This is a genomic window from Rathayibacter sp. AY1A3 (genome assembly GCF_002930975.1).
Classification (GTDB): domain Bacteria; phylum Actinomycetota; class Actinomycetes; order Actinomycetales; family Microbacteriaceae; genus Rathayibacter.
The window spans coordinates 42,603-59,388 of sequence record NZ_PSTO01000009.1 but is presented as its reverse complement, the minus strand read 5'-3'; the positions used below and the strand labels follow the sequence as shown (position 1 = coordinate 59,388).

Sequence of the window (16,786 nt, the reverse complement as noted above, 5' to 3'; positions counted from 1 at the left end):
CGCCGGCCGCGGATCAGACCGTGGCGATCCAGAACACGATCAGCAGGAGCGTGACGAGGAAGCCGGTCAGGAAGTTCAGCGCGAGGAAGCGCTTCCAGCCCGCGTTCGCCCGCTCCGCCTCGGCGTCCTCGAGCGACCGGTACGGCCAGATGCTCACCGCGTACGGCACCGCGAGGATCGCCGCGAGGGTCCCCGGCCAGGGCAGCAGGAGCAGGAGCAGGCCGCTCGCGACGTAGGCGGCGATGGCGAAGCGCGTGGTCGCCTTCGCTCCGATCACGGTCGCGATCGAGCCGATGCCGCCCGCGCGGTCGGCCAGGATGTCCTGCACCGCGCCGAAGGCGTGGCTCGCGATCCCCCAGAGGAAGAACGCCACGAGCAGCGCCACGAGAGGTCCGGTGACCACGGTGCCCGCGAGGGCGATCCCGTAGACGGCCGGGCTGACGAAGTGGGTCGCCGAGGTCAGCGAGTCGACGAACGGGCGCTCCTTGAAGCGGAGCCCCGGCGCACTGTAGGCGATCACGGCGAAGACGCTGATCGCGAGGACCAGCCACGAGACCGGGGACCCGAGCAGCACGAGCGCCACCAGGAACGGCACGTTCGTGGCCACCGCCGCGATGAGCGTCGCTCGGTGCTCGCTCCGGTCGAGCACGGCGCCCTCGACGCCGCCCTTGCGGGGGTTCCGCAGGTCGGACTCGTAGTCGAAGACGTCGTTGATCCCGTACATCGCGAGGTTGTAGGGGATGAGGAAGTAGATCGTGCCGAGCACGAAGGCGAGGTCGATCTCGCGGGTGGTCAGCAGGTACGCCGCCGCGAACGGGTAGGCGGTGTTGACCCAGCTCAGCGGGCGGCTCGAGACGAACAGCGCGCGCAGCCGGTTCACGGCTCGCTCCGACGACGCGAGGGCAGGAGCACCCAGAGCGCCGGGAGGGCGAGGGCCGCGGCGATCGCGTAGGCGAAGTCCTCGATCGGAGCGACACCGATCCGGATGCCCGAGATCAGGTCGTCGTCGTAGGCGACCAGCAGGCCCACTCCGATCATGATGTTGTCGAACACGGCGGTCATCACCAGCAGCACGGCGAGGGTGCCGAGGACGGCGGGCAGGCGCAGGACGCGTCGGCGCAGCGCGAGCAGCAGCAGCACCAGCACCACCGCGAGGAACACGGCGTTGAGGAGGAGGTAGGTCACGCGCGCGCCTCCGCTCGCCGGGAGACGCGATGCGAGAGGAAGCCGTGCACATCCATCGTCAGGTAGCAGAGCAGGGTGAGGAAGAGGACCTCCTCGACCGGGAGCTCCGGCGCGATCTGCAGGCCGGTCATGTAGGAGGTCTCGCCGCGGAAGAAGACGCCCAGGCCGATCCCCACGAGGTCCCAGACCAGGAAGAACGCGACTCCCACGGGCAGCACGATCGCCGCGCGTCGCGCGTCCGCCCAGAAGAACAGCCGGAAGCGGCGGTCGAGCACGATCATCCCGGTGATCGAGACGAGGAGCGCGAGCAGGTAGAGGATCCCCACGCCTACTCCCCCACGGCGACGGGCGCGACCGGAGCCGACGGCGCCTCCCGCACGGGCAGCGGCTCGGTCGACACGTCGCCGCGCACGCGCTTGAGCATGACCTCGGCGCTGATGATGCACATCGGCAGGCCGATGCCGGGGATCGTGGAGCTGCCGGCGAAGAGCAGGCCGTCGACGTGCCGGCTGACGTTCCCGGCGCGGAAGAAGGCGCTCTGCGAGAGGACGTGGGCCGGTCCGAGCATCGAGCCGCGCCAGGCGCCGAGGTCGCTCTCGAAGTCGGCCGGGCCGATAGTGCGGCGGACGACGATCCGCTCGGCCAGGTCGGTCGCGCCGGTCCAGGACGCGATCTGCGCGATGGCCTGGTCGGCGATGGCCTCGACGCGCGTGTCGCCCGCGCCGTCGACTCCGCCGTGGCCGATCGAGGTGTCGGCGGGGATCGGCACGAGCACGAACAGGTTCTCGTGCCCCTCCGGAGCCGTGCTCGCGTCGGTCGCGCTCGGGCGGCAGACGTAGATCGACGCGGGATCGGGGACGGTCGGGTGCTCGCCGAAGATCTTGTCGAAGTTGTCGCGCCAGTCCTTCGTGAAGAGCAGGGTGTGGTGCTCGAGCTCGGGCAGCTCCCCGCGCACGCCCAGGAGGACGAGGACGGCGCTCGGGCCGGGCTCGCGCTTCTCCCAGTAGGCGGGCGGGTAGGTCCGCAGCTCCTCGGGGAGGAGCGACTGCTCGGTGGTGAAGAGGTCGGAGGCGTTGACGATCAGGTCGGCCGGGATCCGCTCCGTGCCGTCGGGGCCCGTGAACTCGACTCCGACGACCTCGGCGCCGCGGCGTCCGCCGCGGGGCGAGCGCGCGGTGAGGATCCGTGTGGCGGGCGAGGACGTGCGGACGGTGACGCCGGCCTCCTCGGCGACGTCGGCGACCGCCTCGATCAGCTTCGTGAATCCGCCCATCGGGTAGAGCACGCCGTCGGCGAGGTCGAGATGGCTCATCAGGTGGTACATGCTCGGCGCGGCGAACGGCGAGGAGCCGAGGAAGACGGCCGGGTAGCCGAGGATCTGGCGCAGCCGGTTGTCGGTGACCGCCGTCGCCGCGAACGTGTCGAGCGGCGTGAGCAGCAGGCGGCCGAGCCTCCCGGTCCGGCTGAGCACGTCGCGGCGCAGCAGCGGGAGGAAGGAGGAGAAGCTCGTGTAGAGGAAGCGGCGCTTGGCCATCTCGTAGGTGTCGCGCGCGGAGTCGAGGTACGCGCGCATCCGCTCGCCCGCTCCGGACTCGATGCTCTCGAAGAGCGCGAGGTTCGACTCGAGGTCGGCGAGCACGTCGATCGGCTCGTCGACGCCCTCGCTGTAGACCCGGTAGCCGGGGTCGAGCGTGACGAGGTCGAGGCGCTCCTCGGCGCTGGTGCCCATGAGGCGGAAGAAGTGGTCGAACACCTCGGGCATCAGGTACCAGGAGGGACCGGTGTCGAAGCGGAAGCCCTCGTGCTTCCACGAGCCGGCGCGGCCGCCGACGGCCTCGCGCGCCTCCAGGAGGGTCACGTCGTAGCCGTCGCGCGCGAGCAGCGCGGCGGAGGCGAGCCCGCCGATCCCGCCGCCGATGACGACGGCGCGGTGCGGGCCGGTCCTCGAGCGGGTCGCGCGGACGGGGCCGGGGCCCAGGCGCGGGCCCAGCGTCGACACGGCCGCCTTCGCCGCGAGCGCCGCCTTGGCGGCCGTGGGCACGCTGACGCGGGCGCGGAGGAGCTCCTCGGCGGGCGTCGCGCGGATCCGGTCGGCCAGGGCGGCGAAGAGGGAGTGGGCGAGCAGGACCGCGCGCCGGCTCGAGCGCGGGAGCTCGGGCACGATGGCGGCAGCCTCGGCGAGGTCGTCGTCGAGGTCGGCGAGCAGCGAGGCCTTGTCGCGCTCGGAGAACGCCCGCGGGTCGACTCCGGGGAAGTAGCTGCGGCCGAGGCCGTCGACGTCGGCGGCGAGATCGCGGAGGAAGTTGACCTTCTGGAACGCGGCCCCCAGGCGGCGCGCTCCGGCCACGAGCCGCGCGCGGGCGGCCTCGGAGACGAGCCCCGCGTCCGGCGCCGCGAGGAACACGTGCAGGCACATCAGCCCGACGACCTCGGCGGAGCCGTAGACGTAGGCCTCGAAGGACTCGGGGGTGTGCTCGGTCTCGCGGAGGTCGGCGCGCATCGACGCGAAGAACGGCCGGGTGAGCTCGGTGCCGAATCCGGTCGCCCGCGCGGTCCGCGCGAAGGCGTGGATCACGAGGTTGGAGCTGTAGCCGGAGGCGAGCGCGCGCTCGGTCTCGGCCTCGAAGGCGTCGAGGGACTCCTCCACCGCGGCCCGGTCGAGACGGGCCTCCTCGGCGACGCCGTCGACGATCTCGTCGGCGACGCGCACGAGGGCGTAGACGTCCTCCACCCGCTCGCGGACGCCCGGGGCGAGCAGGCGAGTGGCCAGCCCGAAGGAGGTGGAGTAGCGGCGGATCACCTGCGCGGACGACTCGTGCGCGACGCGGTCGTACAGTTCGCTCTGGCGGCTCATCGTGCCACCGTACGGGGGCACGGCCGGGCGGAGCGCATCGTCGCGCGCATCCGCGCGTGGCGGACAGCGCTCATCGGGTGCGCCCGACCACGCTGGCCACGAGCGGGCGGACCTCGTTGCGGAAGGCCTCCGACACCGCGGGGGTCTCCAGCGCCGCCCAGGCGCGGTCGGCGAACTGGTTCGCGAGCCCCTCGGCGTAGCTGCGGGCGCCGCACTCCTCGAGGATGCCGCGCACCTTCTCCGCGGTCTCGGGCGCGAGGTGCTCGTCGCCGATCAGCGCCTCGATGTCGGGCCAGCAGTCCGTGCCGGCCGCGTGGGCGATGAGGACGGTGCGCTTGCCCTCGCGGAGGTCGCCCAGCGTGGTCTTGCCGGTCTGTCCCTCCGAGCCGAAGACGCCGAGCAGGTCGTCGACGATCTGGTAGGCGATGCCGATCCAGCGGCCGAACTCGCCGAGCGCGTCCACCGCGGCGTCCGAGGCCCCGGCGAGGATCGCTCCGGCCTGCAGCGGCGCCTCGAAGGAGTAGACGGCCGTCTTGAGGCGCTCCATCTCGAGCACCTCGTCGACCGAGGGCATGCCCGGCATGAGGGAGAAGTCCACGTCGGCCAGCTCGCCCGCGGCTGAGGCGAAGACGGCCTCGTCGAGCAGGGTGAGCAGGCGGGCCCGCACGCCGTCGGAGGCGCCGACGCCCTCGACGAGGCGGTGGGCGCCGGTGAGGGCGAGGTCCCCGGCGATCACGGCCACCGAGGTCCCGCGGTGCTCGGCGATCGGGATGGAGAGGCCAGCGGTCGTCGCCTCGTCGCGGTAGCTGCCCGAGACGTTCGGGCCGCCGCGGCGCACGAAGTCGCGGTCGATCACGTCGTCGTGCACGATCAGCGCGGTGTGCAGCAGCTCGAACGCCGCGCCGAGATGGGCGGCGGCCTCCGGATCCTGGCCGCCGTGGGCCTCATACGCCGAGATCACCATCAGCGGGCGGAAGCGCTTGCCGCCGCGGGTGTTGGCCTCCAGCGTCTGCCAGAGGGTCAGGTAGCGGGGTCCGAGACGCACCGCCCGGGACCTCGCCAACGAGAAGAACCTGTCCAGGACGGCATCGACGTGCTCCTGCCTCAACCGGGACAGAACCACGGGGTCGCGCGTATCCACGGGGGAAGGCTAACAAAGGGGAGAACCAGGACGATAAGCCGGCTGATGTGTTGCGGCGTGCTTGACTTGCGGGTATGACTTCGCCAGCCGCCACTGTGCAGACGGACCGGATCGAGCAGGTGGTCCTCCTCGACGAGGCCGGGAACGCCGTGGGGGTCGCCGACAAGGCGACCGTGCACGACACGGCCACCCCCCTGCACCTCGCGTTCTCCTGCCACGTCTTCTCCCCGGACGGCGCGCTGCTGGTGACCCGCCGCGCGCTCGAGAAGCGCACCTGGCCGGGCGTCTGGACCAACTCCTTCTGCGGGCACCCCGCCCCGGGCGAGCGGATCGAGGACGCCGTCGTCCGCCGGGCCGAGCGCGAGCTCGGCGCCCGACTGGCCACTCTGGAGGTCGCCCTGCCGGACTTCCGCTACCGCGCGGTCGACGCGTCCGGCGTCGTCGAGAACGAGATCTGCCCCGTCTACACGGCGACGCTGTCGAGCCGCGACGCCCTCGATCCGCGCCTCGACGAGGTCATGGACTACGAGTGGGTCGACGCCGAGGCGACGCTCGCCGCCGTCCGCTCGACCCCCTGGGCGTTCTCCCCCTGGCTCGTGCTGCAGCTCCCCCGCCTGCTGGGCTGACCCCCGCGCCCTGATCCCTGCGCCGGAGTCAGTCGGTGTAGACGTCCGTGCGGTGGAAGCCGAGCGCCGAGCGCGACGCGGTCGGACCGCGCTGGCCCTGGTACCGCGAGCTGTACTCCGCCGAGCCGTAGGGCTTCTCGGCGGGAGAGCTGAGGCGGAAGAAGCACATCTGGCCGATCTTCATCCCCGGCCAGAGCGTGATGGGGAGCGTCGCGACGTTGCTGAGCTCGAGGGTGACGTGGCCGGTGAAGCCCGGATCGATGAACCCGGCGGTCGAGTGGGTCAGCAGCCCGAGCCGTCCGAGCGAGCTCTTGCCCTCGAGGCGCGCCGCGATGTCGTCCGGCAGGGACACCTCCTCGTAGGTCGAGCCGAGCACGAACTCTCCCGGGTGGAGGATGAACGGCTCGCCCTGCGGCGTCTCGACCAGGCGGGTCAGCTCGGGCTGGTCCTCGGCCGGATCGATGTACGGGTAGCGGTGGTTGTCGAACAGCCGGAAGAAGCGGTCGAGGCGCACATCGACGGACGACGGCTGCAGCATCGACGGATCGTGCGGGGCGAGCCCCACGCGGCCGGAGGCGAGTTCGAGCGAGATGTCGCGGTCGGAGAGGAGCACGCTGCGATCCTAGGGCGTGGCGCGACCCCGGGGCGTGGGCCGGCTCCGGGCCTTGCTACGATGTCCTGGTGCGCCCGAGCGGCGCCGCGCGAGTGTAGTTCAATGGTAGAACTTCTGCTTCCCAAGCAGATGGCGCGGGTTCGATTCCCGTCACTCGCTCTCCTCTCCCCTCGTCTGCGGCCGGTCCTCCGGCCCTATGCGAGCGGCTCCTCCTCCGGCGCTGCAGCGGCGTCCGGCAGCGCAGCGGCGTCCGGCAGCCCCGCGGTGTCCGTCAGCCCAGCAGCGGCAGCCGCCCGACGATCCTGTCGATCCGGTTCCTCGGCCCCACCAGGCTGACCGCGAGGTACTGCAGCTCGTCGGAGCCGCTCGCCGCCACCGCCTCCCGGTACTCGTCGTACACCCGGGTGGCCTGCGCCGACGCGGGCATGTCGGCGACGAACGTCCCCTCGTGCGCCTCGGCCTTCGCGCGGATCGCGAGCAGGGTGGCCGCGTCGGCGGCGAGGACCGTGCGTCCGGCCCACGGCAGACCGGGATGCAGCGATCCGGACGCGTCGGCGGGGCTCGGTCCGAGCAGTCCCGCGACGTGCGCGGCCGTCGCGGCGCCCACGCAGATCGCGGCGTTCACGGCGCGACCGGCGGGGAGGGACTCGTCGACGACGACCACCCACTTGAGGCGGGCCGAGCGGGTGGGCGCGGCGGTGTCGATCTCGTCGGGGTGGAAGCCGACGGCGTCGGGGGCGGGGATGGTCATGCTGCTCCTCGATTCGTGCGAAGTGACGTCACGAAGAGTAGGCAGGAGGGGTCCCCTGCGGCAGGATCTCCGTATGAACGACCAGCAGAACGGCCCAGGAGCGGCACTCGACGAACTCGACGTCCGGATCCTGCAGGTCCTGCAGTCGGATGCACGGATCACGAACCGTGACCTCGCAGCCGCCGTGCACGTCTCGCCGACCACCGCCCTCGACCGCACGAGGAGCCTCCGGCGCCGCGGCGTGATCACCGGCGCGACGCTCACCCTCGACTTCGCGGCCCTCGGGCGCGGCGTGCAGGCGCTGATCGCGGTCCGCATCCGTCTGCCGTCGCGCGAGATCATCGAGGCCTTCCGCGACTGGGTCGCCGGCCTCGACGAGACGGTCGGCGTGTTCGTCACCTCCGGCTCGGAGGACTGCATCATCCATGTCGCCGTCCGCGACAACCAGGACCTCTACGCCTTCGTCATCGACGAGCTGACGCAGCGCCGCGAGGTCGCCGACGTGCGCACCTCGGTCGTCTACGAGCACCTGCGCGAGCAGGTCGTCCTGCCGCTGGAGCCGCACGGCCGCGCGGAGCGGTGAGGCGGCCGAGCGGCGTTCCGACGCGACACGCCGGGCGGATCAGTGGCAGCGCGCGGGATCGCGGGACGCAGAGGGCAGGGTGGAGGGGTGACAGAGCTCGTCCAGATCCCGTCGCCGGGCGTCGCCCTCGAGTACGGGCACCCCGGCCGGCCCGTGGTGGTCGTGCTGCACGACGTCTTCGGGCGCCTGCCGTGGCTGGAGCCGTTCGCCGAGGCCGTGGCGAAGCACGGCTACCACGTGCTCGTGCCCGACCTCTACGACGGCTGGGCCACGCTCGCCCCGGAGGACGCGCGCGACCTCGCCGCGATGGCCGCGCAGGACCGCACCCTCGCCGCCGTCGCCGAGGCGGTCGGCACCGGAGTCGCGGCCGGGGCGCCGCGCAGCGCCGTCATCGGCTTCGGCTTCGGCGGCCGCCTCGGGCTGCTCGCCGCGGGCACCGGGCTCGTGGACGCGGTGGTCGCGTACTACGCCACCCTCGGTGCGGAGGAGCACGTGCTGCTCCCGTGCCCCACCCTCCTGCACTACGCGCAGAGCGACGAGTGGCCCGCGGGCGACGACCCGGAGTCGTTCGTCGGGCGGCTGAAGGAGTCGGGGACGCCGGTCACGGCGCACACCTACCCGGACACGCAGCGGCACTTCGCGAACGGCAACCTGCGCGACGCGGTCAGCCCCGCCTCCGCGGCGCTCGCCTACGCGCGGACGCTCTCGTTCCTCAATCCGCAGCTCATCGACACCTGAGCTCAGCCCTGCACATCGTGCAGGTGGTGCTGGACGTCGTGCAGGTAGTAGCGGGCGATCGTGTCGACCGTGAACGCCGCGCCGTCGCTGCGGCGGCCTCGGCGATGCCACTGGGCGCCGGCGACGGAGTCGAACACCTCGGCGATGCGCTCGGCCGCCTCGACCAGCTCGCGGCCGACCGTCGCGGGGTCCTGCTGGTCGTAGCGCTCCTCCACGGCGGTGACGTCCTGGTCCCAGTTGGGGTAGAGCGGGTCGTCGCCGGCGAGCATCAGCTGCACACGGGTGCGGTAGATGCGGTGCACGTCGCGCACGTGCGCGGCGTACTCGAGCGGCGACCAGGTCTCGTCGTCGGGCCGGCCCGCCGCGTCGTCGCGGTCGAGCACGTAGGGCCAGGCGGCGGCGTTCTCGCGGATGAGCTCGGCGACCTCGTCGGCGTCGACGAGCGAGGCGTCGAAACCGCACTCGAGGCACGGGCGCTCGAGGACCCAGGTCCAGTCCTTGGTGTCGGGAGTGATCGGCATGGCACCAGAGTAGGGCGCCGCCGGATCAGCAGCGGGTCGGGGTCCCCTGCACGGCGCCGCGCTCGCCGTCGGCCGTCCACGGGAGCCGGGGCAGGCCCTCGGCTCCCGCCGCGGCTCCCTGCTCGACCGCGATGGCGGCCAGGGTGCGGGCGACCGTCGCGGCGAAGTCCCCGCCGGGCGTCGAGCTGTTGATCGAGACGGCCACGGTCAGGCCCGAGACCGGGTCGGAGTAGGCCGCGGTGACGAAGCCGGGCGCGAGACCCGAGAAGCCGCGGAGGGGTCCCGCCTCGTGCCCGCCGAGCCCGGCGCGGAGGTAGTCGGCGCGGCCCTGGCCCTGGACGACCGGGTCCTGCCACATGGCGTCGCCCGCGGGATCGGCCGCGAGCCCCGTCGCCAGCCGCCGGAGGTCCTCCAGATCGGTCAGCGCTCCGCCGGCGGCGCCGAGGGCGGACGGGGACGCGGCGGTGACGTCGAGGCGCACGTCGCAGCGCTTCTCCCCGGTCGCCGGGTCCAGCGCGACCGCATAGCCGCGGGGGGACGGAGCGGGCAGGTCGACCTCGGAGGCGCCGGGCAGCTCCGTGCTGCGCAGCCCGTACCGCGGCACCACGTACTGGTCGTAGAGCTCCCCGATGCTCCGACCGGTCACCTGCGCGGCGACGATGCCGGCGAGCAGCGGACCGGTGGCGGAGTCGGACCACGCCGCTCCGGGCTCGGCCGAGGCGCCGCGCACCTGGGCCGCGGCGAGCAGCTCGAGCGTCGGCCACTGCCGCGGGGGGTTCTGGAGCACGGTCGGCCAGAGGGCCGAGCGGAAGTCGGCCAGGCCGGAGGTGTGCGCGCAGAGCTCGCGCAGCGTGAGGCCGTCGATGCCGGGCAGGGAGCGCAGCGTCTCGCCGACGTCGGCGTCGAGGTCGACCCTGCCGGAGTCGGCGAGGGCGAGGACCACGTCGCAGGTCATCGCCTCGGTGCCGCCGGTGCCGAGCCGCAGGTGCGCGTCGGTGGTGAGGGCGGTGGTGCGCTCGTCCGACTCCCAGCCGACCGCGCCCTCCCAGCTGCCGCCCCACGGCGACCAGACCCCGGCGACCGCTCCGGTCGCGCCGGCGACGCCGACCGTCTCGTCGAGGAACCCCGACAGGGCGGAGGCGAGCTCCTCCGACGCCGCCTGCGCGGGCGCCTCCGCCACGCGCGAGGCGGCGGCGGGCGTGCAGCCGGCCAGTGCGAGCACGAGGACCGGGACGACGAGCAGCCCCGTCCGCGTCCGTCTGCGAGATCCCATGCCGTGCGACTCCCCCGTCGTCTGCGAACGGCACCACTGTACGGGTGCTCCGTCGGGCCGGAGAGGGCCGCTGAGCGCCCGATCGCGATTCGTGTCCTGACCGTGACGGGCGGAGTCCACCCCGTTCCCAAACCGGCAGGCGCCGGGTTACGAAGAGAGGGAGTACAGCGCAGAGGCGCTGCTCGAAGGAGGTAAGAGACCATGCGCAGATCCCCCAATCGACTGCTGGCGACTCTCTTCGGAGCCGTCTACGTCGTCGTCGGGCTCCTCGGCTTCGTCGTGACCGGAGGCGTGCAGTTCCTCTCGACCGAAGGCGGGCTCCTGCTCGGCGTCTTCGAGGTGAACCCGCTGCACAACATCGCCCACCTGCTCATCGGAGGCGCGCTGCTGATCGCGGGCCTGTCGACCGTCGCCGCGGCGAAGACCGTCAACGTGACCGTCGGAGCGGTGTACCTGCTGCTCGGCATCGTCGGCTTCTTCCTGGTCGACACCGCCCTGAACGTGCTGGCGCTGAACACCGCCGACCACTTCCTGCACCTGGCCAGCGCGCTGGTGCTCCTGGGAGTCGGACTCGGCACCGAGAAGACGGCGAGGACGCGCACCGCCGCGACCGCCTGACCCGGGCGGCAGCCGCCGCCCCCCTCTACTCCGTCCGCCGTGGGCCCGCCGTTTTCCGCGGCGGACGGACTGAACGGCCCCGGACGACACGATGCGGTGTGTCGATCCGGGGCCTCCTCTTCTTCCCCGATCCAGCGAAGGAGCCGCCATGACCACCGTGGCCCGCTGCAACGCCGCTTTCGCCGGACTCGGCGCCGGGCTCGTCCACCTCTCGCTCGCCGCCGGCGGCGAGGGCGTGCAGGCCCCGGTGATCGGGGTGCTCGGTGCCGTCGAGATCCTCTGGGCGGTCCTCGTCCTGGCGCGCGGCCGGATCGTCGTGCCGCGCTCCGCGCTGGCCGTCGCGGTCGCCTCCCTGGCGGCGTTCGCCCTCGGTCTGGCCCTCGGCGCACTCGCCGAGCCCCTCCCCGCGCTGGCCGCCGCGGTCCTCCAGCTGATCGCGGTCGCCGTGGTGGCCGTCTCGCTCCGCTCTCCGCGCGTCGAGGAGAAGGCCGTCTCGCCGTCGCGAGCTCTCGTCGGACTCCTGGCCGGCGCGCTCGCCGTCTCCGCCCTCGCCACCCCCGCCATGGCCGCCACCTCGGGCGGCTCGGGCGACATGGGCGGGATGATGCATCCCGTCGTCGACCGCGGACACGGGCACTGATGCCCTCTGGTCCCGGCGGCCCCGCTCGGCTAAGGTAAGGCAGACCTAAGTCGCCGAGGGAGGCCACCGTGTCGAACGTCATCCCGTTCTCCGAGGCCCTGCGCCTGCGCATCGGGCAGTCCGGCGCGGACGACGAGGGCGCCGCCTTCATGACCTCGCTGATGACCGGCTCCGGCAGCCGCCACGACTACATCGCGCTCATCTCGCAGCACTACTTCGTCTACGAGGCCCTCGAGGCCGTGGCGGAGGACATGGCCGGCGATCCGGTCGCGGAGCCCTTCCTCTCGGCCAAGCTCACCCGGCTCCCCGCGATCGCGGAGGACCTGCGCTTCCTCGTCGGCGAGGACTGGCGGGAGCGCATCCGCCCGCTGCCCTCGACCAGCGCCTACGTCGACCGGATCCGCACCGTGGCCGCGGGCTGGAGCGGCGGCTTCGTCGCCCACCACTACACGCGCTACCTCGGCGACCTCTCCGGCTGCGCGATCGTCCGCGGGCTGCTGCAGCGGCGGTTCGGCTTCGAGACCAACGGCGTCGGCTTCTTCCTCTTCGGCGAGATCGCCGCACCGTCGGCCTTCCGCGCCACCTACCGCGAGCAGCTCGACGCCGCGGGCTGGGACGAGGAGGAGCGCGAGCGGGTCATCGCGGAGGTCGCGGAGGCGTACCGGCTGACGACGGAGCTGTTCCGCGATCTCGCCCGGACCTGCGCGGCGGCCTGAGGCCCCTGCTCCGACGTCCTCCGCGGGGCGTCAGTCCGCGGACGCCTCCGCGACGGCGGCCGGCTCGGCTCGCCGCTCGGACATGAAGCGCAGCACGTCCTTGTCGACGATGATGTCGCTCGGCCGGAGCGGCCGCGTCAGGTAGAGCCCCTCGAGGCTCGTGATGCGGCTGAGCGCCACGTAGGTCTGCCCGGGGGCGAAGGCGCGCTGCCCGAGGTCGACCACCGCGGAGTCGTAGGTCTTGCCCTGCGACTTGTGGATCGTGACCGCCCACGCCAGGCGGAGCGGGAACTGCGCGAACTCGGCGACGATCTCGCGGGTCAGCTTCTTCGTCGCGGCGGAGTAGGAGTAGCGGTAGCGCTCCCAGGTCGCGGGCTCGACCTCGTGGACCTCGCCGTCCACCTCGACCCACACCGTCCCCGCGACCTTCGTCACGCGGCCGATCGTGCCGTTCACCCAGCGCTGCTCGGAGTCGTTGCGCAGGAACATCACGTGCGCGCCGATCTTGAGCTCGAGGTTCTGGTCCGCCGGATAGGCGCGCCCGCCGAAGTCGCCGCTGATCTCGGCCGACGCGGTCTTCAGCGGGCCCTTCAGCCGCGCGAGCGCCGCCTGGTTGATGCGGTTGACCGTGTCGTTGCGGGTCGCGAGCGTGATCGCGTCGTCCGCCGGAGGCGTCCGCGCGCCCGCGGCGTTCAGCACGTCGGCGATCTCCTTCGTCACCATGCCGAAGCGGACCGCGTTGAGCATCCACTTGAAGCGCTCGTCGCTCTGCCGGTGGATCCGGCCGAGCTCGACGATCCGCAGCGGCGCCTCCTGCCAGACGAGGGCGTCGAAGAACCACAGCGAGCGGTAGCGGTCGGCGAAGTAGGCGCGCTCCTCCGGATCCCCGGGCACGGGTGCGAGCTGGAACGGGTCGCCGAAGAGGACGACCTGCACGCCCCCGAACGGCTCGGAGCGCCGCTGCCGCGCCTGCCGGAGGCTGCGGTCGATCCCGTCGAGCAGGTCGGCGTTGACCATCGAGATCTCGTCGATGACGAGCGTGTCGATGGTGTTGAGGAGCTTGCGCAGCTCGGGCGGCTGCTCGAGGTCGGAGTCGGCGATGACGCCGATCGGCAGCCGGAAGAGCGAGTGGATGGTCTGGCCGCCGACGTTCAGCGCCGCGACGCCGGTGGGGGCGCAGATGACGATCTGCTTGTCGGTGTTCCAGCTCAGGTGGTTGAGCAGGGTGGACTTGCCCGTGCCCGCGCGACCCGTGACGAACAGGTGCTCGCGCGTGTTCTCGATGAGGTCGAAGACCCGCTGCTGCTCGTCGGAGAGGGTCGGCTGAGTCACCGCTCCACTGTACCCGCGGGCCGCCGGGACCCCGGGGCCCGGGCGCGGATCAGCCGCGCTTCTGGAGGGCGGCCAGGCGGTCGTTGTAGGCCGTGAGCTCGGCCTCTCCGGTGCGGTCGGCCTGGCGGTCGCGGCGCTTGGTCTCGCGGGCGTCGGAGCGGCTCCACATCATCGCGACGACGATCGCGAGCGCGAGGGTGGGGATCTCGCCGATGCTCCACGCGATGCCGCCGGCCGCCTGCTGATCGGCGAGCGCGGAGGTGCCCCAGCCCATCGCTCCGTACCAGTCGGCGAGGAGCAGCCCCTCCCCCGTCATCAGTGCGAGGCCGAAGAAGGCGTGGAACGCCATGGTGCCCAGCAGCAGCAGGAGGCGCATCGCGTAGGGCACGCGGTGCACGCTCGGGTCCACTCCGATCAGGACGCTGACGAAGAGGTAGCCGGTGATCAGGAAGTGGACGATCATCCACTCGTGGCCGATGTGGTCCGTGGTCGCCCAGCGGAACAGCGGGGAGTAGTAGAAGCCCCAGAGCGACCCGACGAACAGCAGCGCGGCGACGATCGGGTGCGAGATCGCGGTGGCGAAGCGCGAGTGCACGGCGAGCAGCACCCACTCGCGGGCACCGCGGGAGCCGTCGGTGCGGCGGGCGGCGGCGCGGGCGATGAGCGTGACCGGTGCCGCCGGGACGAGCAGCAGCGGCACCGCCATGGTGAGGACCATGTGCGAGAGCATGTGGGCGCTGAACAGGTACTTCTCGTACGCGTTCACCCCGCCGTTCGTGATGTAGGCCAGGAGGAGCATGCCCGCGATCCAGAGGATCGTGCGGTGCAGGGGCCAGCGGTCACCCCGGCGGTGCAGGCGCACCACTCCGGCGACGTAGAACGCGATGGCGAAGGAGCAGACCAGGAGCCAGACCAGGTCGATGTTCCAGAGCGTGAGGAAGTTCATCGCGCTCGCGGGCGGCGGCAGGGGCTCGCCCGTCAGCAGCTGGGCCGGGGTCGGATCCGTGAGCTGGCTCGCGGCGATCTGGTCGACCGGGGTCGCGGTGCGCGCGAGAGCCGCGGCGACTCCGGACGCGATCCCCATGAAGGCGATCTCGGCGCCGACGAGCCACCAGAAGCTGCGGCCGCCGACACCGCCGGCCTTCCGCATCCGCTCGATGAGGTAGCGGCGCTGCAGCACGCCGAACAGGCCCAGCGCGACCAGCGCCGCGACCTTGACCAGCACGAGGATCCCGTAGCCGGTCAGCAGGTTGTCGAGAGTGGCGAGCCGGAGCTCGGCGCTGACGTACCCGGACGCCGCGACCACGACGAAGCTCACGAGCGCGAGGCTGGAGTAGCGCTCGATCACGGGCAGCAGGCGGGAGCCGCCGAGCAGGGGCCGCAGGGCGATGACGGTGATGAGGCCGCCCAGCCAGATCGCCGCGAAGACGAGGTGCAGGCCCAGCGCCGTGACGGCGGCGTCGTGCCCGCTCGCTCCCGCCGCGTGCCCCTGCTGCGCCATCGGCAGCAGCGTGAGCAGGGCCAGGCCCGTGACGAAGACGAGCGCGGTCTGGTTGCGGACGGCGAAGCAGAGGACGGTGACGACGGCCGCGAGCAGCGTCGTGATGAGCCAGGCCTGGCCGACCTCGATGCTGCCGATGAAGTAGCTGAGCTTGGTGCCGAAGTCGCGGTCGAGGCTCAGGGGCGTCTGCGTGACGTTGAGGAAGGTGAGGAACCCGGTCACCGCGCTGGCCGCCGCGAAGAAGGCGGCGCTGGCGGCGGCGACGTCGAGGGCGATCGAGAACTCGGTGCGCGGCTCGGGCGCGGCCTCGGCGGGCGCGGGGCGCGCGGGGGCGACCGCGGTGCGCGTCGATCCGGCGCGGGAGGAGGACTGGCCGCCGCGCGAGGACTGGCCGCCGCGCGAGGAGGCGTGAGCGGTCGAAGATCGGGACGAGGACCGGGCATCGCGGGCGGCGGCGGCGCGGGGGCTCAGCGCGAACAGCGTCAGCACGAGCGAGCCGATCATGCCCGCGGCGCCCAGATTGACGGCCAGCTTGGCGATCGGGAGGCCGTAGCGGACCACGGGGCCGGGATCGTTCAGCAGCGGAGCCGCGGCTCCCCCTCCGAAGGCCAGGGCCGCGAGGAGGGCGACGAGCGCTGCGGCGACGAGCACGAGCGCAGGGCCGACGATCCGGACGGTTCGATTCACCGGTCCAGCCTACGTTCCGCGGCTGATCGGCAGCCGCGTCCGCGGACGACTACGGCCCCGGCGCAGTGCCGGGGCCGTGTCGGAGGGCGCGACTACTTCGCGGCGGCCTTGAGCTTGGTGCCAGCGGAGACCTTGACCGAGTGGCCGGCGGCGATCTGGATGGTCTCGCCGGTCTGCGGGTTGCGGCCGGTGCGCGCGGCGCGGGAGGTGCGCTCGACGGCGATCCAGCCGGGGATGGTGACCTTCACGTCGTTCGACACGGAGTCGGCGAGGGTGGTGAAGAGCGAGTCGAGGACGCCGTTGACGGCGGCCTGGCTCTGGCCGGAGTCGGCGGCGATCTTCGCGACGAGCTCGGTGCGGTTGAGCGACTTGTCAGCCATGGAGTGTCCTCCCAGGACGTTCTCGCTGTCGGAACAGCTGGTTTCGATGGATCGTCCTCGGCCGGGGACGGACGTCCTCAACCGGTCGGACCGTCGGTAACCTACCAGCCCCGCCCCGGATCTCCGGCGATTCCGGCCCCGAGACGCCCGGAACGACGCCGATCGCGCCGGTCGGTCCCTCCACAGGAGGCGCTCGGCGCCTCTCGTCCACCGATCCGCCGATCGCCTCTCCGCAGAGTCCGCCGCCTGACGAGGATCGGCTCATGACGACGACGGCACTCCTCCCTCCATCCGCTCCGGCCGACGCGGCCCTCCCCCGGCCGCCCCGGCGGCACCCTCCCGCTCGCCGGCCGTACGAGCCCGGCCTCGCCGCGCTCGCGCTGGGCCTGCTCGCGCTCGCGTCCTCCGTGCATCCGCTCTGGGCCCTCCCCGCCGTCGCCGTGGCGGTCGCCGCGGTGATCGCGTCCGTGCGGGGGCTGCGGTGGGCGGGCGAGCGGAGGAGCGCGGTGGCCGGGCTCGCCTGCGCGGCTCTCGCGCTGCTCGTCTGCACCGTCACGGCACCCGCCTCCGTGCGGGCGGGCCTCGCCGTGCTGGCCTGGATCACCGCCCTGCGGCCCGGCTCGTGAG

Annotated in this window: 19 protein-coding genes and 1 tRNA gene; 8 read left to right on the top strand and 12 right to left on the bottom strand. The window is 72.7% G+C overall.

Annotated features, from left to right (window positions below):
- Nucleotides 1-13: 13 nt before the first annotated feature.
- From C5C10_RS06285 to C5C10_RS06270, 5 genes are all read right to left on the bottom strand, one after another.
- Complete coding sequence (locus tag C5C10_RS06285; RefSeq protein WP_104222892.1) at nt 14-880, bottom strand: prenyltransferase; 867 nt, start codon at nt 878-880, stop codon at nt 14-16.
- Nucleotides 877-1,185, bottom strand: a complete 309-nt coding sequence (locus C5C10_RS17765) for a lycopene cyclase domain-containing protein (protein ID WP_104222893.1) — start codon at nt 1,183-1,185, stop codon at nt 877-879. The genes C5C10_RS06285 and C5C10_RS17765 overlap by 4 nt, the downstream gene beginning before the upstream one ends.
- The gene (locus C5C10_RS06280) at nt 1,182-1,511 is read right to left on the bottom strand and encodes a lycopene cyclase domain-containing protein (protein ID WP_104328819.1); all 330 of its coding nucleotides are present in this window, start codon (nt 1,509-1,511) and stop codon (nt 1,182-1,184) included. The genes C5C10_RS17765 and C5C10_RS06280 overlap by 4 nt, the downstream gene beginning before the upstream one ends.
- A gap of 2 nt (nt 1,512-1,513) precedes the next feature.
- Complete coding sequence (crtI, locus tag C5C10_RS06275) at nt 1,514-4,039, bottom strand: phytoene desaturase family protein (protein ID WP_104328844.1); 2,526 nt, start codon at nt 4,037-4,039, stop codon at nt 1,514-1,516.
- 70 nt (nt 4,040-4,109) lie between these two features.
- On the bottom strand, nt 4,110-5,084 hold the full coding sequence (locus C5C10_RS06270) for a polyprenyl synthetase family protein (protein ID WP_244229492.1): 975 nt from the start codon (nt 5,082-5,084) through the stop codon (nt 4,110-4,112).
- Between the two features lie 170 nt (nt 5,085-5,254).
- Between C5C10_RS06270 and idi the strand changes: the two genes are divergently transcribed.
- Nucleotides 5,255-5,806, top strand: a complete 552-nt coding sequence (idi, locus tag C5C10_RS06265; RefSeq protein WP_104222897.1) for an isopentenyl-diphosphate Delta-isomerase — start codon at nt 5,255-5,257, stop codon at nt 5,804-5,806.
- Nucleotides 5,807-5,834: 28 nt separating this feature from the next.
- Here the strand turns inward: idi and dcd are convergent, their stop codons facing one another.
- Entirely contained in the window at nt 5,835-6,419 is a 585-nt protein-coding gene (gene dcd, locus C5C10_RS06260; protein ID WP_104246931.1) for a dCTP deaminase, read from the bottom strand.
- An 88-nt stretch (nt 6,420-6,507) separates the two neighbouring features.
- On the opposite strand from dcd, the gene C5C10_RS06255 reads away from it, so the two are divergent.
- A tRNA-Gly gene (locus C5C10_RS06255) sits at nt 6,508-6,578 on the top strand.
- 112 nt (nt 6,579-6,690) lie between these two features.
- Here the strand turns inward: C5C10_RS06255 and C5C10_RS06250 are convergent.
- Complete coding sequence (locus C5C10_RS06250; RefSeq protein WP_104328818.1) at nt 6,691-7,170, bottom strand: DUF2000 domain-containing protein; 480 nt, start codon at nt 7,168-7,170, stop codon at nt 6,691-6,693.
- A gap of 73 nt (nt 7,171-7,243) precedes the next feature.
- Here C5C10_RS06250 and C5C10_RS06245 point away from each other — a divergent pair, with 73 nt between their 5' ends.
- Together C5C10_RS06245 and C5C10_RS06240 are read left to right on the top strand one after the other, a co-directional pair.
- Nucleotides 7,244-7,753 carry an Lrp/AsnC family transcriptional regulator gene (locus tag C5C10_RS06245; RefSeq protein ID WP_104328817.1) on the top strand — a complete coding sequence of 170 codons (510 nt, stop codon included), beginning with the start codon at nt 7,244-7,246 and terminating at the stop codon, nt 7,751-7,753.
- A gap of 87 nt (nt 7,754-7,840) precedes the next feature.
- Nucleotides 7,841-8,491 carry a dienelactone hydrolase family protein gene (locus C5C10_RS06240; RefSeq protein WP_104295250.1) on the top strand — a complete coding sequence of 217 codons (651 nt, stop codon included), beginning with the start codon at nt 7,841-7,843 and terminating at the stop codon, nt 8,489-8,491.
- A gap of 2 nt (nt 8,492-8,493) precedes the next feature.
- Here C5C10_RS06240 and C5C10_RS06235 read toward each other — a convergent pair whose 3' ends face one another.
- A complete protein-coding gene (locus C5C10_RS06235) occupies nt 8,494-9,012 on the bottom strand; it encodes a DinB family protein (protein ID WP_104328816.1) in 519 nt (172 codons plus the stop codon).
- A 25-nt stretch (nt 9,013-9,037) separates the two neighbouring features.
- On the bottom strand, nt 9,038-10,285 hold the full coding sequence (locus C5C10_RS06230; protein WP_104249916.1) for a serine hydrolase: 1,248 nt from the start codon (nt 10,283-10,285) through the stop codon (nt 9,038-9,040).
- Nucleotides 10,286-10,486: 201 nt separating this feature from the next.
- On the opposite strand from C5C10_RS06230, the gene C5C10_RS06225 reads away from it, so the two are divergent.
- The 3 genes from C5C10_RS06225 (at nt 10,487) to C5C10_RS06215 (ending at nt 12,259) form a co-directional block, all read left to right on the top strand.
- Entirely contained in the window at nt 10,487-10,903 is a 417-nt protein-coding gene (locus C5C10_RS06225; RefSeq protein ID WP_104222905.1) for a DUF4383 domain-containing protein, read from the top strand.
- A gap of 148 nt (nt 10,904-11,051) precedes the next feature.
- Entirely contained in the window at nt 11,052-11,543 is a 492-nt protein-coding gene (locus tag C5C10_RS06220; protein ID WP_104328815.1) for a hypothetical protein, read from the top strand.
- Between the two features lie 68 nt (nt 11,544-11,611).
- Nucleotides 11,612-12,259, top strand: coding sequence for a heme oxygenase (biliverdin-producing) (locus tag C5C10_RS06215; RefSeq protein ID WP_104328814.1), 648 nt, complete (start codon nt 11,612-11,614; stop codon nt 12,257-12,259).
- Between the two features lie 30 nt (nt 12,260-12,289).
- Here the strand turns inward: C5C10_RS06215 and C5C10_RS06210 are convergent, their stop codons facing one another.
- The 3 genes from C5C10_RS06210 to C5C10_RS06200 all read right to left on the bottom strand — a co-directional run bounded on the left by C5C10_RS06210 (nt 12,290) and on the right by C5C10_RS06200 (nt 16,159).
- A complete protein-coding gene (locus C5C10_RS06210; protein WP_104328813.1) occupies nt 12,290-13,591 on the bottom strand; it encodes an ATP-dependent RecD-like DNA helicase in 1,302 nt (433 codons plus the stop codon).
- 49 nt (nt 13,592-13,640) lie between these two features.
- Nucleotides 13,641-15,779, bottom strand: a complete 2,139-nt coding sequence (locus C5C10_RS06205; RefSeq protein WP_258060447.1) for a bifunctional copper resistance protein CopD/cytochrome c oxidase assembly protein — start codon at nt 15,777-15,779, stop codon at nt 13,641-13,643.
- A gap of 92 nt (nt 15,780-15,871) precedes the next feature.
- The gene (locus C5C10_RS06200; protein ID WP_056037903.1) at nt 15,872-16,159 is read right to left on the bottom strand and encodes an HU family DNA-binding protein; all 288 of its coding nucleotides are present in this window, start codon (nt 16,157-16,159) and stop codon (nt 15,872-15,874) included.
- A gap of 263 nt (nt 16,160-16,422) precedes the next feature.
- On the opposite strand from C5C10_RS06200, the gene C5C10_RS06195 reads away from it, so the two are divergent.
- A complete protein-coding gene (locus C5C10_RS06195) occupies nt 16,423-16,785 on the top strand; it encodes a hypothetical protein (RefSeq protein WP_104328812.1) in 363 nt (120 codons plus the stop codon).
- Nucleotide 16,786 lies beyond the last annotated feature (1 nt).